This window comes from Aquimarina sp. EL_43 (genome assembly GCF_943422735.1).
Taxonomy (GTDB): Bacteria; Bacteroidota; Bacteroidia; order Flavobacteriales; family Flavobacteriaceae; genus Aquimarina; species Aquimarina megaterium.
On sequence record NZ_CALSBR010000001.1, the window covers coordinates 686,402 to 701,687 of the forward strand.

Here is a 15,286-nt window from a genome sequence, read left to right on the forward strand (position 1 = left end):
CCCCTAAATATATCTATCAATAAAGAGAACATACTTTATACAAGTATGTTCTCTCTTTTTTTGCATCGGCTAATATAGTTACTTAGTAAATTTTACGATTGTATATTCTCTATTCACCATATCTCCCGATTTACTTTCGACAGTTTCTATTTTATCAATAATTTCGATTGATCTGAATGGTATTTTATTTGCCAAAGTTTTGACTTTATTAGCATCATACAATTCAAACCTTGAATCTACAAAAGGTAGTGTTTTCATAAAATCCATGCTAGCAAATGCTATAGAACACACCCCATCTTTTTTTAAAACTCTATAAATTTCTGCTAATAAAAAGAGTGGTTTTTCCCAAAAGTAAATTGTGTTTACCGACAGTATTTTATCAAAATAATGATCTAAAAAAGGAATCGTATTCCCATCGTAAAGTGAAAATATAGATTGGTTATTTTTCACAAACTTTTTGTTGAGCTTCTCAGATTCAGATTTCATTGATTCTGATATTTCTAAACCAACATAAGATATGTCGTTTGCTTGCTTTAGAATTTCAGTAAGATGAATAGCATTACCATGTCCTAATTCTAAAACATGATTCTCTTTTTCGAGCTTTAAACTCTTAATCGTATTAAGGATCATCCCTAAATTAGACTGATTCATTTTTTTTGCTATTTCCAGACCAGAATCTCCACTAGGGCAACTTAATTGGGATGCTATTGCTTTCAACTCTTTTTCGGTCATAGCTTTTTCTAATATAAATTAATTGATAGTATATACTGCACAATGCCAGGTAAATTGATATGCTACGCTATCATATGTTCCTGGTTGTTTATCTTCGTGTGTTGCTTCAATCACATATCGGGTTTCAAAAGGCAAACCAAATGTTATCATTCCGTTCTTATCGGTTTTTACTTTTTTTGACCAATCCTCTTTTATGAATACTGTAACTTCTGCTTCTGCCAGAGGTTTATCTTTAAAAAGTATTTGAAGTTTAGCCTGTTTAGATGTTGTAGAAAGATCAACTATCGCTATACTTTCAGGATTTATGGCAACCGTTTTATGTGTCGTATTTTTTCCTACTTCTACCTTAGCAACCGAATGGTATTGTGGTCTAAAAATACCATAATCATATTGAGTATAATCTAAAACCTTATATTTCTTATTATCTAAAACGATAGAATATGTACCTTCGGATTTTGGAGTAAAATTAGCTACATGATAAGCTGATTTTGCTTTGGTCTCTAGTTTTATCTTATTCCCTTGTTGATCCACAACCCAAAGTGTAAAATGTTGTGCGTTTTGAAATACTTCACCATCTGTTTTTTCTGCAACTCCGCTAGCAAATTCTCCAAAATACACACGTATTTCGTGCTCTTGGTTTATCATTCCATTAGGATTGGTTTCTATCCAAAAGAAGTGCGCAAAAGTTTTTGTAGTACATAGTAATAATAGAATTACTAATCCTGTTATTTTTCTCATTTCTTATTGCTTTATACTTTGATTAAAAATGTAAAACACTCCTAAACCAAATTGTTCAGGAGTGTTTCTTCTCACAAAGATTAGATTAGTTAGTTACTTTAAAAATTCCTTTAAGTGCTAATCCTTGTACTTTAGCACCTTTGGTGGCTGTAGCTGTTTTAGGATCTACAATATACACATGTGTTTCTGTCCCTGCATAACTACTAAGGTATGCTTTACCATCTTCTACATACATCGGTGATGTATATCGGTTTGCATGGGTTGGCATTCCTTGTACATCGGTAACGGTTTTATTTTCTAAATCAATAATAACCAGCTTGAAAAAATCTCCTGTTTCTTTAAATACGCCCCAAGGCCCAACAGTATCGTCTATAATTATTCTAGCGATTGCTTTACCGTCTCCCACATAATCCATCCAGAATAATTTTCCTCCATTAGGTGCAGATTCTACATCAAAGAAATAACTTTTATCAAATTCTGTAGCTCCGTTTTTTATTCTTAAAATACCTGAAGGTTTTGTAGCAGAAGTAAAACCAGCACTTAATGCTGAAGTAGAAAACGAATAAATATCTCCATTTTCTGTTTTTTCGATCCCTGTGCTATGCCCATTAACTCCTATCGGACTAGTTCTATCATCATAAATTATTTTTTCTAATTCGAATTCGGGATATTTAAAAACTGCAACATAAGCTCTATTCACATCTGGTGTCACATAAGAACCATCGGCCATCCATTTATGATAAGAAACAAACAGTTTTCCGTCTCTTAAAACCATACCTGTTACCCAAGGAATCGTTCCTGGATTTTTTGCAGTACCATCTCCTTTATCAATATCAATAGGATGCTCAACAATTTTTTCTAGTTTACCTGTTTCTGCATTTATAATATGAAATCTCTTATCAGATAATCCACTATAAGTAAGTTCTACAGCCAATAGTGTTTTATCATCTATCGCTGAATAGTTATCTAAAGTTGATTGAAATGCAAAATTTCCTTTTTCTATTAATTTACCGTCTTTGTCTAATCCATAGGCAATACATTTGTCATCATCAGAATATCCTGCAGTAAAAACTGTATTTTTTACGTTATGAAAAAACCTCCAACCTTTTAGTGGTGTTCCTTGTCCTTCTACAGAGATTTCACCAGTTGTAAGTGATGCCAATGATGGCAATTCTAAGATATAGTCTACCGGAGATGCGTCCCCTACAGGAAGTGCCTGAAAACCAACTACATATTTTGAAGTAGAAGTTGGGGTTGGATCTATAACAGGCCCTCCGTCGTCGTCACTACTACAAGAAGTAGCTAGTATTGATATTGCTGCTAGCAACATCAAATATTTAATACAATTTATTATTTTCATTATGATATGATTTTATAGTTATTACTAGTTTTTGTTTGTTAAATAGTATCTTAATTTTACATAGAAAGCTCTTCCTGGCTGTTGTATTTCAAAATTGTCATACACTTTCTCGTCTGTTATATTTCGTGCCTGTACAGATATATTATAGGTTCCCTTTTTAAAAGAGTATCCTAGCTGTACATTATGTGACAGTTGTTCTGGTATAATATCTCTCTCATTTGGATCTCCTTCTACAAAAGAGGTAAGTGGATAATCGTGTACGTAGTAAGAACCCCAGGAGAATGTTACTTGATCGTTTGTAGAAAAAATATCTTTTAAATTACATCCTATTCTGGCATTACCAAATAGATATGGGATATTAGCAATTCGTTGATTTTTTAGAAAATCAACACCAGAATTCCCTCCTACATTACGATCTATAATATTTTGATAGGTTGCATTAAGATCCAGAAATAGAATATCATTATATAATGTTCTAATTTCTCCTTCTACCCCTGTACTTCTTGCTGCTGCAGTATTATAAAATCTAGAAAAAATCCCTTCAGATCGAATTGCTACAAAATTCTCTGATTCTCTAAGGAAAACGTTAGTATCAAAACGCAATTTGAACTTATTAATATCTGTATTTAAAAGAACTCCAAGATTTGCATTATAGCTTTCTTCTGGTAACAATTCGGGGTTTGATTTCAATAGAAACCCATCTCCAAATACCTCATAGCCATCAGGAATTCTAAATGTTTTCTCAAACGAGCCTTTTACCTGAACGTGATCAGAAAATTTATAGGTCGATGCAAATCCGTATCCCAGTTCTTCGAATGTATTCTCAATCTTTGTAAAACGATCTGCTTCTACAGTAGTAAATGAATCTTCAATAATACCTTCTGAGTTTAATAAATATCCTTTAGCGAATAGTGTGGTATTCCAGGTATCATCAAACAAGCCTAAATCGTAGGATACACCAAATATATTTTTATCTATAATATGGGGGTCATTAAAAGGTATTCTTCCCACCCTGGCAGGATCTTCACCTCTTCTTTTAATATAATTCTTGGTAAAATTAATATTGAACTTGCTCCAGTCATTGATCTTATACCTTCCAAAAGCATTAATCAAATGTGTATTATCCTTAAATTCAAATAAAGTTTTACTAAATTCAAGTTCTCCTAAGTTTTGGTCTCCCCTTTCTATAAAATTACCAAACCAATCATATTTTCGTGCAGAAGTATCTACTACCTTATCATTATTTTGACCAATAGAAGCATATAACTTTACTTTTAACTTTTCCTTGAGTAGATTTGCTTTTTCAAAAATGACAAAAGCCTTAGTTACATCATTCTCTGTAAAAACTTCGCCAAAAGGGTTCTGAGGATCAATAGGGTGCTGAATCTCATTTTTATTGGCTGATGCGGTAATCCCAACCAGTAATTTATCTGCAAATTTTTTATCTACAAAACCGGTTTCAACACTGATCATTTGTGAATTATATGCGTCATGAAATCGTCTTACATTATCACGTCTGATTCCTGTATCATTACCCAGTTCATCTCTTATTTCAATACCATCTATCTTATAATCATTATCAGAATAATTATAAAACGAAGAAACTTTTACAGCAAAGCCTTTTTTGCTATAATATTGTCCATTTATTGTAGCACGATGCGTATTAAAAGACCCCGTATCATAAGATACATCCAGGAAATTATTTTTGCGTTGGTTTGTAATAATATTTACTGCTCCTCCCAAGGCATCTGCTCCTAAATATATAGGAACAACACCTTTATAGACCTCAGCTCTCTCTACCAAAGTTGCTGGGAAATTATTTAGCGATAATGAGCTCCCAAAATTTTCTAAAGGAATACCATCGATAAAAAATTTAACCTGCTTACCAGATAAACCGTTTAATGAAAAGTCAAAACCAGAGCCTAAACCACCTCTCTGCCTTACATTTACACCAGGAATAGTCATTAAAATCGAGTTGACATCTACACTTACATTTTTAAGTCCTTTGGTCTGTACAACTTCAACTTCAAATGCCTTTTCTCTTGTATTTCGAGCGTTAGATTTTGCTTTTACAATCACATCACTTAACTCCTTAATATCTTCTTGTAGAACAATTGTTAAGGATGCAGTTGTTGAATTATCTACTACGATCTTCTTGATGTAGTTCTTAAAACCTACAAAACTAGCTTTTAGAGTATAGGATCCCGGAGGTATTTCTAAACTAAAGTTACCATCAAAATCACTTACAGTCCCTCTATCTTGATGTTCTAAAACCTGTATAGATGCTTCGGGAATCGGATTAGAATTCTGATCCAAAACCACGCCTGTTACCTTACTCTGAGCGTTACAGACCATTGCGTATAAAAACAGAAAAAAAAGAGCGCTGTTTTTTCTTAAAATAATCACTGACATTACAATTTTTTTTAAACAATTTAGTTTAGACTTTATATTATTATTTATATTTGGTCTAAATAAATTTAATTGCAAAATTAGTATCTAGGGAAAGAGAAAAATGACGCATTATGGATAAAAAAAGACGCAATATAGAGTCGTCAAAAACAACAAACTCAAACAATCAAAAAAAATGCACATTACTTACTGTTACAGAACTAATTAATACCCAGGAACACTGTGGTATACTTACAAAAAAATTTCAATTCCTACCTGAATATGGAGATGGTTATATAGAGTATATCCATTTTGATGGATTACATATAGCAATTTTTGATGTATCCTTAAACAAGGATTTCGATATTCATGGTACGTATGCGATAAATGCACTAGAGCTTTCTTACCTAATTGATGGTGAACAAATCATTAAAATTAATGAGAAAAATTATGATCTGATTTATGAAAGCCAGGAAAGTTATCTCGTATATATATCCCAAACTTCTGGGTCTATTAAATATCATAAAAACAAATATTTTAAAGAGATTAAGATCAGAATGAGTCTGGATTTTATCAAAAAACATAAACTCGACTCGGCATATGGAATTCGTGAAAAATATGAATTAGAAAAACAGGATAAAGAGTTTACAAAACCTCTATGTACCAAAACTCAGGAAATACTTGCAGAGCTATTAACCGATACTCGACAAGGCCTATTAAAACGTTTATTTCTCGAATCAAAAGTACTAGAACTACTATCTCTACAATTAGATATACAAAAGAATTCTAAAACTGAAATATTAAACACTGATAACCACCTAATTAAAAAGTTATATGAAGTCCAATTTATTATAAACTCTGATTTAACCATTCAATATTCTGTTCACGAATTAACCCGTATGGTTGGGCTCAATGACTTTATACTTAAAAAAGAATTTAAACGTGTTTTTGGTACAACAATCTTTGAGTATGCTTTGAATTTGAGAATGAGTAAAGCAAAAAAACTATTACAACACGGCAAAAAACCAATATATGAGATTTCAGAATTAGTAGGGTATAAAAATTCTACTCATTTTACTGCAGCTTTTAAAAAACTCGAGGGTATTACTCCTAAAAAATACAGACAAAGAGGATTAGAGACCATACGGTAAAACGACTTAATTATTCATATTAATGTTTCCTAACAAATTGACCTACTAACTTATCTTATTATTTTCTAGGATATCTTTATATTCTTTATGAAATAAAACTCCTAAGACTAATTCTTCTAATCCATCCAAAATTTCTGGAGTTAACTTAAAATTAATTTCTACTTGAGGAGTATTACATTTTATGGTTTTATAAGAGTTTTGATTATCGCAATTCTCACATTGACACCCTTTTCGGGCAGAGCGAATAACAGTAAGAAAAGTTTTTATTTCTTTATTATTCATCAAAACAGCAATATCACCTATTTGTAATTGTATTTTTTGTTGCGCTTCGTCGTCTTCATCATTTTTTTTTACCGTATAAGCGGCACCAGTACTATTACAATATAATGGATCTAAAATATACATATCTATTAAATTTCGATATTCAAATTTATTGTATTATTTTTATTTAGAATAATTAAAAATAATATATTTTTGTAGAAATATTTAATGATAACCATTATGAAGAAAATAGGCTTGTTCTATGGATCAGATACCGGATGTACTGATGATATTACCAAAGATTTTGTTTCTCTTTGGGATAGTGAAGAGTTAGATGTAAGAGAAATTGATGATGTATCTAAAGAAGATTTTGATCAATTTAAAATCCTAATTTTAGGATTATCAACATGGTATGATGGTGATCTGCAAAGTGACTGGGAGACTTTCTTTGATGATTTTAAAGAAATTGATTTTACCGATAAAGTAGTGGCTATTTATGGTTTGGGAGATCAAATCGGGTATGGAGAATACTTTGTAGATGGTATTGGGATACTTGCCAAAGTCGTATTAGAAAATGGAGGAGAAATCATTGGGCATTGGCCCATCGAAGGATACCGATTTACAGATTCTGTAGCTGTCATAGAAGGAAAAGAAGATTATTTTTATGGTCTCGCATTAGATCATGATAACGAATCTCAATTAAGCGATGAACGTTTAGAAAAATGGATTCATCAATTAAAATTAGAATTAAAACCTTATCTGGTACTAGAAGAAGCCATTTTAAGTTAATCTATTTTAGATTTCTACTTTAGCTTTTCTAGATTGTGCATTTATGAGAATTTCCATTTTACGAAGGTCAAATGTATTGATTTTCATACATGCCTCTACCCATAAATCTGTAACCTTCAAAAGTTCTTCTTTTTCTAGTGGAAAAACACTTTTCTTACATTGTATGTGATGGTATTCAAAATTGAAGTTCTCGGTTATTCTTTTAATAAAGAGATGTAAAGATACTAGAGCAGTTCCTTTTTCGGCCAATTCTTCAATTAATCCTAATGACTGTAAATATCTTGCTTTATAGATTCTTCCGCTTTTTATTATTGAATTGACATCTATTGCGTTTAATTTTCTATACAGTAAACTATAGGCTCCCATTCCTGGAAATAAATTAAATTTATTTTCGGGTAAACAAAACTGTACTTTTTCTTCTGTAATTATAAAATCATGTGCCAATGCACATTCAAACCCGCCTCCATACGCATTTCCTTCTACCAAAGCTACACTTATTACAGGCAGACCAAAAGAAGTGTAAATATTATAAATCGCATCTATACACAAATGCGCATAAGTCGTTAGGTTCTCTACATTTTTTGTTTTAATATTTTTTAAGAAAAAAGGAAGATCTCCACCCATATTATAGATTCCGTCATGTTCTGAAGCCGAAACAATAAATTTAAGAGGACGATCCGGGTGTGAAAAATATTCTTTTACCCAAATTGCGAACTCCCTAAATTCCCGAAGACCATCCAGACAAAAATTTGGCATTCCCGTATCTTTGATTTTCCAAAATAAAAGTTCTTGCTCTTTGAAATATTCTATAGTAACACAATTAAATTGTCGCATGATATTAAGGTTTTTGTAGAGATATTGAATTTTTTGTGATACTATTTTGTTTTCTTGTTTTCTTCGACCAAAATGGTTTATCAAACAGTAATTTTTGGATTCCGAGTGTTAGCATTATATATAAAGGGATCAAAATCAGAACTGCTGTAATCCCAAATTGCTGGTATCCTAAAGCTCCCATTCCCCAACAAATAATTACCCATTGAATGATGTATATTGTAGTTACTCGTTTACTACAGTAATATAGAAACTCAAAAACTCTGTTTGTCTTTATATAGGTAACTAAAATATGCGCTAACCACATTAGAACTAAATTGAATCCTGCCAGATAAATAGTTCCTCCTGGTCCTAAATGAAAATAATCTCCGAAGTGATACTCAAAATTATAAGAACACAATCCGCCACCGATCAGCATCAAAAAAACACCTGCAATAAACATTCTTTTAAATATATGGGCATTACTTTTATTTTTCTCTTTATACCACATTCCGAAGAACATCCCAATAAGTATAAAAGAAAACCAAGGAAATACAGCAAAATATACATTCCACTTTGCTCCCCACATTAGGTCCAGGATATAATCCACACTTCCTATTCCTAATTGGAAACCGTGTACCTCCTTGGTTACTACAGCTATTATAAATGCAATAATTAATGGTACATATTTGTTTTTTGAAAATTTGTTTATAATTCCCATAAATAATAGAGAAACTCCTGCAAGTTGTAATATATCACCAGTAAGCAACATATAGATCATGTTATCTATAGTAGCAGGAACTGTCCAGCCATAGGCTTCTATAAAAGCATCTGGCATTGTCCCAATTAGAACTGGTAAGACAAATTTTAGAAAATTCATAATATACCCTGCAGCCAGAATATATAATGCCCGTTTTATAGACAGTACTATGCTTTGATTTCTGGATAAGGTAAATGAAACTCCCATTGCAATTAAAAACATCGGAGTTCCTTTTCCTATAAAATGAACTACTCCTCCTAGCCAGGTATTTGATTGAGTAGGTATATCGCCATATATCCATAAGGTATGTACTATGATTACCATCAATACACTCACCCCTCTTGCCAAATCAATTGCTAAAATTCTATTACTATTATTATTTCTCATCTATATTTACGTTTGTGCCTCTTTTTGTGTTCGCTTCATTAACTCGTCTCGTATCCATGCTTCAGATCTATAATCACTTGCCTTTTTACCTCCATCAATATGGTTCCAACCGGGATACATAATCAAGTATTTTAATTTGTCTGATACTTTTTTTGCTGTTTTCATATCAGCCCAAAGTTCTTTCCATAGTAGCAATTGAATTTGCCATAAACTCTCACTATTTATACTATCTCCCATTAATCCATACACAGGTTTTTCGTCATCTAGTTCTACTTGTAGGGTTCCAAAAATTTTATCCCAAATAGAAAAAGTCTCTCCGTAGTTTGTATCTAAGTATTTATGATTTTTGGCATGATGTACTCTATGCAAAGAAGGAGTTATAAGGATCCACTCTAACCATGGCTGTCTACCGATTAGTTTTTCGCTCACATGTTCATAAAGTCCATACAAATTTGCTATTAACTCGATGATAAAAATCATAAAGGGGTCAAATCCTAATAGAGGAAGCCATAATATGGTATGCGGCATGTGCAAAAAAATAAGAAATGATCCTCGTACCGCTACCGTTAGCTTCATTTCTTCTGCGGTATGATGCACCCCATGGATACACCAAAAGAATCTAATTTTATGCCCTATAAAATGCAATACATAAAACATAAAATCATATAAAAAATAGGCCAGCACCCATATATACCATTCATATCCTAAGGTAAATAAGCGATATTCATATCCCCACATCATTATCCCCAAAATCACAATCTTACCCAAAAAAATGTACGGAATCGATTCTAATATATAGGATACTATATTTACTACACCTTCTTTATGGCTTTCTATTTTTCTGGTTATAAACAGAATAACCCATTCTATAACGACAAGAGTTATAATAACAATTCCAGAAATACTCTGAAACTTATCTAACCATATTTGAATTGTTTCGTTCATGCTTTGTTAGAATAAATAGGTTAAACTGATCTTCTTTTATGAGTTACTCATAGCCGGAATCCTTACTTTATTATTACGATACTCTGCAATAGGGTTTTTAAGGGTTCCTACTAATTGTAAACTCTCTATAGGGTCTGCCAGATTCAACATTTGTTTTGTATTTTTCAATTGTAATCTATTGAGGCAACATCTATCAAATTCTGGCACAAAAAGGTCATATTTCTTGAATTGTGCTTCTAATTCGGGGTGTTTTTGTTGATATGTGTTAATGCAATCGGCAACCAACTCCCAGAATAGTCCTTCAGGATACTCACAATATTCTTCTAGTATATCTCCCATAAACCTAAAAAAGCAATCAAACACATCTGTAAAAATTGAAAGTATTTTCATTTTATCAGAGGTTTCGGTATACAAGCGTTTTACTTCTTCGGGTAAGTTTAATTCAGAATTAAAAACGATTACTTCTTCGGTAATATCTTTCATTAGCGCCTTTACAGGAGTATGATTTTCCATGACCATAATCAGATTTTCGCCATGTGGCATAAAAACCAACTCATAAGCATAGAAACAATGCAATAAAGGACTTAGATAACACTGTAGATATTTTTTCAACCAGGTTTCGGTATCAAATGAAGAAGCTTGTATCAATTCTGCTAACAATGAAGTATTATCATTATCTATATGTAAAAAGGCTGCCATGGTCATTACCTGTTGACTTTCTTTAATCTTAGACCCAGGAACTTCTCTCCATAAAGCAGAAAGCATCTTATTATGAGCATTTGTCTTACCTAAAACTTCGTAATCAAGGTTTTTATATCCAACAGTAGCAACTTCACCCAGCATGGTAAACCCTGTTTTTTTAAGGTATTTATCATCTTTAAGCAATTCGGTTATCCAAGCAGTGATATGGGGTGTACTTTGCATATAATATGGAGAAAGCCCCCTCATAAATCCCATATTTAAAATAGATAGTGCTGTTTTGGTGTATAATTTATCAGGAGCCGTTTTATTGTATAATGTTCTTATCGATTGTTGCGCAGAATATTGATCTTCTCCTTTTCCCAGAAACACGAGATCCATGTTTGCTATATCGGCTGCAAAAATATGAATGATCTTATTATGCCATTGCCAAGGGTGAACGGGTATAAAAATGTAAGACTCCATATCCAATCCTAAATCTTCTAATACATCATTAAATTTAGCTATAGTAGAAACTCCTAGTTCTCGCCTCATTAATAATTTATATTCAAACCCTTTTACCGCTGTAAATGTTGCTTTATCGCGATGGCCTGCCAGCCATATAATTTGAAACGAATTGTCGGTTTCGGGAGCATATTTAATGTAATCTTCGGCGTCAAAACCTATACGCCCATTATTAGCTACAAAACAGGGATGCCCTTCGGTCATTGCATGTTCGATTACCTGAAAACTACATTGAACCAATTCTCTTGAAGAGCATTTTTTATTATGATATTTATATGCTGCTCCGGATAAAGTACTGGTAATCTCTTCGAGGTAGGTGGGCAACATATCATCAGAAATTCCTAAAGTATATCTAAATTCTAAAATAAAATGTATGGCATCTACAGTCACCAGATTTCCATTTCGTCTTTTTACAAGGCTATTCTCATCGATATGCCAATGATCAAGACTTCGTTTTTTGGCTTTAAACTCATAGGTAATTCCTGGTAAATCTGAGACCAAAACAAAATGTCCCCAATATTTTTCCTGATACTGTGGTTTTGGTTGTAAAAGTAATTCGTGTGTAAATTCACTAATTGCTTTTTTAATAAGAGCTCGATTTACTTTTTTCCAAATATCGAGTCTTAGATGATCAAGATTAACTTCTGGTTGGATTACCATATCTAACTTAGTCATTGATTTTATTTTTATGTGCTATATTTTTATTGTCTTCTCGTAAGAGTGCTTTCTTGTAATCTTTCTTATTGCAAAAAGCTAATGCTGCTGTTTTATGAGGTAATTCAATCTCTTTATGATATTGAAACCCTGCTCGTTTATTGAGTACATGAATTTTTTCATTTCTCACATCTGGTTCTACAACAATGCGATTGGTTTGAGGATCACTAAACAGATATTCGAGAATTGTAGAAAATACATGCCAGGTAAAATTTGGAATCTTTTTTTTGATGGGGCTAACCAAAATATGCATCCCACAGTCTCCTTCCTTTGCTTCATAACATGCTGAAATAGGATCTTTTACAGCAAGGTAGCGTTCCATTAAAAAAATAGGTTGGTTATTTAGTACACCTATGAAAGCATCATGATGATCTGATTCGATTATTTCTTGATACGCAAGTCTTACTTCTTCTAAAGTATACTCTTGCATACCCCAGTAAGTGGCATAAGACCTGGTAACCCAATCGTGGATAATTTCTATATCTTTTTCTATATCCAAAAGACGTAAATGTATATCTCCGAGCTCTTTAATAGTTCTAGAAAAAACTGTGGCTGGTATGATTGCTGCGTTATTCATAAAAAAGGATCTTATACTAGAGGGCTGGGTTTTTCTTTTCTAAAAGCAGCAATAGGGTTTTGTAATCGCCCTGCAAACTGAAGTAAAGCAACAGGATCATCCAGATCAATCATCTGTTTATTGTTGTTTAATTGTAGCCTGTTAAGACACGATAGATGAAATTCTGGCGCAAAAAGATCGTATTGTTTAAATTTGGCTGCTTTTTCTGGATAACGTTGCTGATATTGATGTATATTTTCTGCTACTAACTCCCAGAAATTCTCTTCAGAATATCCAGCATGTTCAACCAGGATATGGGACATGAATCTAAAAAATCCATCAAAAATATCTGTAAAAATAGATAACAATTTCACATCTTCGGGAACAGGAGCATACATACGTTTCAAGTGCTCGGGTAATTTAACTTCCGGACTAAGAATGCAGGCTTCTTCGGTAATATCTTTCATTAATATTTTCACCGGTATGTTATTTTCTAATACCATAATGATATTTTCGCCGTGAGGCATAAACACCAAATCGAAATGATAAAAACAGTGTATTAGCGGACTTAGATATGCTTTAAAATAATTCTGTAACCATTCTGAGATAGATAAGCCTGAGGCAGCAATAATTTTGGGTAGTAATGCTTCTCCGGTTTGATCAATATGTAGAAAAGCGGCCATTGTCATTGGTTTTTGGCCATCATCTATCATACCCATCGGGCTTTCTCTCCATAATGAGGCCAGCATTTTATTATAGTCATTATGTGGCCCAAACTCCTTGAAATATGGATTTACATAACTAACAGAACCTATTTCTCCCAGCATCTTAAATCCTGTTTCTTTAATATAAGAATCATTATATAATAATTCTTCTAACCAAACTGCCATTTTTGGAGCTGTACCCAAATAGTATAAAGGTAATCCTCTCATAAATCCCATGTTTAAGATAGAAAGGGCCGTTTTGGTATACAGTTTATGAGGATTCGAAATATTAAACAATGTACGTATCGATTGTTGCGCCAGGTATTGATCAGGACCATAACCCAAACAAATCAAGTTTCCTTTGGCAACCTCTGGAGAGAATATATTGGCCAATTTATTAAACCATTGCCAGGGATGCATAGGAATGAAATAATACTCATCTGGATCAAAACCTTTATTCTTTATTATGGTATTAAAAGACAAAATAGTATCTGCTCCTAATTCTTGTTCAATTAAGGTTTCATACGGTAAATCCTCGATAGCAGCATATACGGCACTACTCTTATGGCCTGCTAACCATATGAGGTAAAAAGAATTTCCGGCTTCGGGAGCATATGATCTATAGTCGCTACTATCAAATCCTATTCGGCCATTATTAGCTACAAAACCAGGATGACCTTCCATCATTGATTGCTCGATAGTCTGAAAATCTGCAGAGACCAAATCTATAGCCAAAGGATTTTTTTTCACATGTTTAAAAGCGCTTCCGTACAGAGTGCTAATAATTTCTTCGAGATATACAGGCATTGTAGTAGTATCAATCCCTAATTTTTCTCTAAACTCTTTGATAAATAAAATAGCATCTAGCCTTACCGATTTTTCGGATTCATATTTCTGAATAGAAACTTCGCTAATCCATAAATGATGTAATGCCAATTGTTTTCCTCTAAATTCATATCGAATCTCGGGGTTATCGGCTTCCAAAGTATACCTATTCCAACCATCTCCCAGTTTTTCTACTATTCTGGGCTGTATAAGCAACTCATGGCTAAATTCGCATATTGCTTTTTTGATTAGTAAAGTATTTACTTTAACCCATAATTCTGGTTGTATATGGGATACAGATTGTTGGGGCGAAACGGCGTTGTCTAATGTATTCATTGCACTTCGTTTATGGATTTGTGGAAATAATTTAAGTTGGTTATGTTTTTGTCTGGTTAAGAAAGCCAGTTGTGCTGTTTTATGCGGAAGTTCGACAATAGTATCAAGCTGAAAACCTACACGTTGGCAAATCGAAAACATCTTTTTATTTCGTATATCGGGCTCTACTATAATTCGATGTATTTTTTCATCCTGAAAAACAAAATTCATGATCGTATCAAACATATACCATGTAAAGTTTTCAATTTTACCTTCGGATGGCGGTGCTACTATAATATGAATCCCGCAGTCATTGCTCTGGGCCGAATAATATTTTCCGATAAGATCTTGTTGTGGATGATAACGTTCTAATACAAAAACAGGTTGTTCTCTATATACACCAACAAAAATATCGTAATGATCTGGTCGTATTAATTTGGCATATTCGGCTTTTACCTTTTCAACCGAACTTTGTTGCATACCCCAGAATAAAGCATAATCTCGATTTACCCAATCGTGTAATACAATACTGTCTGTTTCAACATCAAAATGTCGTATATGAATATCACCAAAGTTCTTATATGATGACGAAAACTCATATCCTTCTTTTGCAGATGTTACTAAACCTGTATGTTCTTGTACTGACAT

Annotated in this window: 13 protein-coding genes; 2 read left to right on the top strand and 11 right to left on the bottom strand. The window is 32.8% G+C overall.

Annotated features, from left to right (window positions below; genetic code table 11):
- Window positions 1-78: 78 nt before the first annotated feature.
- The 4 genes from NNL09_RS03175 to NNL09_RS03190 form a co-directional block, all read right to left on the bottom strand.
- Window positions 79-732 (bottom strand): class I SAM-dependent methyltransferase, encoded by a 654-nt coding sequence (locus tag NNL09_RS03175; protein WP_196909096.1) that lies wholly within the window; start codon window positions 730-732, stop codon window positions 79-81.
- Window positions 733-750: 18 nt separating this feature from the next.
- Window positions 751-1,470, bottom strand: a complete 720-nt coding sequence (locus NNL09_RS03180; RefSeq protein WP_025662989.1) for a DUF4198 domain-containing protein — start codon at window positions 1,468-1,470, stop codon at window positions 751-753.
- Window positions 1,471-1,555: 85 nt separating this feature from the next.
- A complete protein-coding gene (locus tag NNL09_RS03185) occupies window positions 1,556-2,830 on the bottom strand; it encodes a DUF4374 domain-containing protein (protein WP_035094505.1) in 1,275 nt (424 codons plus the stop codon).
- A gap of 24 nt (window positions 2,831-2,854) precedes the next feature.
- Window positions 2,855-5,242 carry a carboxypeptidase-like regulatory domain-containing protein gene (locus NNL09_RS03190; protein WP_196909097.1) on the bottom strand — a complete coding sequence of 796 codons (2,388 nt, stop codon included), beginning with the start codon at window positions 5,240-5,242 and terminating at the stop codon, window positions 2,855-2,857.
- Between the two features lie 110 nt (window positions 5,243-5,352).
- Here NNL09_RS03190 and NNL09_RS03195 point away from each other — a divergent pair, with 110 nt between their 5' ends.
- Window positions 5,353-6,369: an AraC family transcriptional regulator gene (locus NNL09_RS03195; RefSeq protein WP_152538228.1), complete on the top strand. Its 1,017-nt coding sequence runs from the start codon at window positions 5,353-5,355 to the stop codon at window positions 6,367-6,369.
- A gap of 45 nt (window positions 6,370-6,414) precedes the next feature.
- Here NNL09_RS03195 and NNL09_RS03200 read toward each other — a convergent pair whose 3' ends face one another.
- On the bottom strand, window positions 6,415-6,774 hold the full coding sequence (locus tag NNL09_RS03200; protein WP_196909098.1) for a hypothetical protein: 360 nt from the start codon (window positions 6,772-6,774) through the stop codon (window positions 6,415-6,417).
- A 96-nt stretch (window positions 6,775-6,870) separates the two neighbouring features.
- Here NNL09_RS03200 and NNL09_RS03205 point away from each other — a divergent pair, with 96 nt between their 5' ends.
- Window positions 6,871-7,419 (top strand): flavodoxin, encoded by a 549-nt coding sequence (locus NNL09_RS03205; RefSeq protein ID WP_025662993.1) that lies wholly within the window; start codon window positions 6,871-6,873, stop codon window positions 7,417-7,419.
- A 6-nt stretch (window positions 7,420-7,425) separates the two neighbouring features.
- Here NNL09_RS03205 and NNL09_RS03210 read toward each other — a convergent pair whose 3' ends face one another.
- From NNL09_RS03210 to NNL09_RS03235, 6 genes are read right to left on the bottom strand one after another with little or no spacing between them, the layout of a single operon-like run.
- On the bottom strand, window positions 7,426-8,253 hold the full coding sequence (locus NNL09_RS03210; protein WP_025662994.1) for a crotonase/enoyl-CoA hydratase family protein: 828 nt from the start codon (window positions 8,251-8,253) through the stop codon (window positions 7,426-7,428).
- Window positions 8,254-8,257: 4 nt separating this feature from the next.
- Complete coding sequence (locus NNL09_RS03215; protein WP_196909099.1) at window positions 8,258-9,376, bottom strand: heparan-alpha-glucosaminide N-acetyltransferase domain-containing protein; 1,119 nt, start codon at window positions 9,374-9,376, stop codon at window positions 8,258-8,260.
- A gap of 6 nt (window positions 9,377-9,382) precedes the next feature.
- Window positions 9,383-10,321: a sterol desaturase family protein gene (locus NNL09_RS03220; protein ID WP_196909100.1), complete on the bottom strand. Its 939-nt coding sequence runs from the start codon at window positions 10,319-10,321 to the stop codon at window positions 9,383-9,385.
- 36 nt (window positions 10,322-10,357) lie between these two features.
- Window positions 10,358-12,199, bottom strand: coding sequence for an IucA/IucC family siderophore biosynthesis protein (locus NNL09_RS03225; RefSeq protein WP_231389142.1), 1,842 nt, complete (start codon window positions 12,197-12,199; stop codon window positions 10,358-10,360).
- Complete coding sequence (locus NNL09_RS03230; RefSeq protein ID WP_231389143.1) at window positions 12,192-12,815, bottom strand: GNAT family N-acetyltransferase; 624 nt, start codon at window positions 12,813-12,815, stop codon at window positions 12,192-12,194. The genes NNL09_RS03225 and NNL09_RS03230 overlap by 8 nt, the downstream gene beginning before the upstream one ends.
- An 11-nt stretch (window positions 12,816-12,826) precedes the next feature.
- Window positions 12,827-15,286: a GNAT family N-acetyltransferase gene (locus NNL09_RS03235; protein WP_025662999.1), complete on the bottom strand. Its 2,460-nt coding sequence runs from the start codon at window positions 15,284-15,286 to the stop codon at window positions 12,827-12,829.

Excerpts from the sequence above, each read along its gene's own strand:
- NNL09_RS03225 (WP_231389142.1), bottom strand. The coding sequence starts at position 12,199 with ATGACTAAGTTAGATATGGTAATCCAACCAGAAGTTAATCTTGATCAT.
- NNL09_RS03220 (WP_196909100.1), bottom strand. The coding sequence starts at position 10,321 with ATGAACGAAACAATTCAAATATGGTTAGATAAGTTTCAGAGTATTTCT.
- NNL09_RS03215 (WP_196909099.1), bottom strand. The coding sequence starts at position 9,376 with ATGAGAAATAATAATAGTAATAGAATTTTAGCAATTGATTTGGCAAGA.
- NNL09_RS03180 (WP_025662989.1), bottom strand. The coding sequence starts at position 1,470 with ATGAGAAAAATAACAGGATTAGTAATTCTATTATTACTATGTACTACA.
- NNL09_RS03200 (WP_196909098.1), bottom strand. The coding sequence starts at position 6,774 with ATGTATATTTTAGATCCATTATATTGTAATAGTACTGGTGCCGCTTAT.
- NNL09_RS03235 (WP_025662999.1), bottom strand. The coding sequence starts at position 15,286 with ATGTCAGTACAAGAACATACAGGTTTAGTAACATCTGCAAAAGAAGGA.
- NNL09_RS03175 (WP_196909096.1), bottom strand. The coding sequence starts at position 732 with ATGACCGAAAAAGAGTTGAAAGCAATAGCATCCCAATTAAGTTGCCCT.
- NNL09_RS03195 (WP_152538228.1), top strand. The coding sequence starts at position 5,353 with ATGGATAAAAAAAGACGCAATATAGAGTCGTCAAAAACAACAAACTCA.
- NNL09_RS03210 (WP_025662994.1), bottom strand. The coding sequence starts at position 8,253 with ATGCGACAATTTAATTGTGTTACTATAGAATATTTCAAAGAGCAAGAA.
- NNL09_RS03230 (WP_231389143.1), bottom strand. The coding sequence starts at position 12,815 with ATGAATAACGCAGCAATCATACCAGCCACAGTTTTTTCTAGAACTATT.
- NNL09_RS03190 (WP_196909097.1), bottom strand. The coding sequence starts at position 5,242 with ATGTCAGTGATTATTTTAAGAAAAAACAGCGCTCTTTTTTTTCTGTTT.
- NNL09_RS03185 (WP_035094505.1), bottom strand. The coding sequence starts at position 2,830 with ATGAAAATAATAAATTGTATTAAATATTTGATGTTGCTAGCAGCAATA.
- NNL09_RS03205 (WP_025662993.1), top strand. The coding sequence starts at position 6,871 with ATGAAGAAAATAGGCTTGTTCTATGGATCAGATACCGGATGTACTGAT.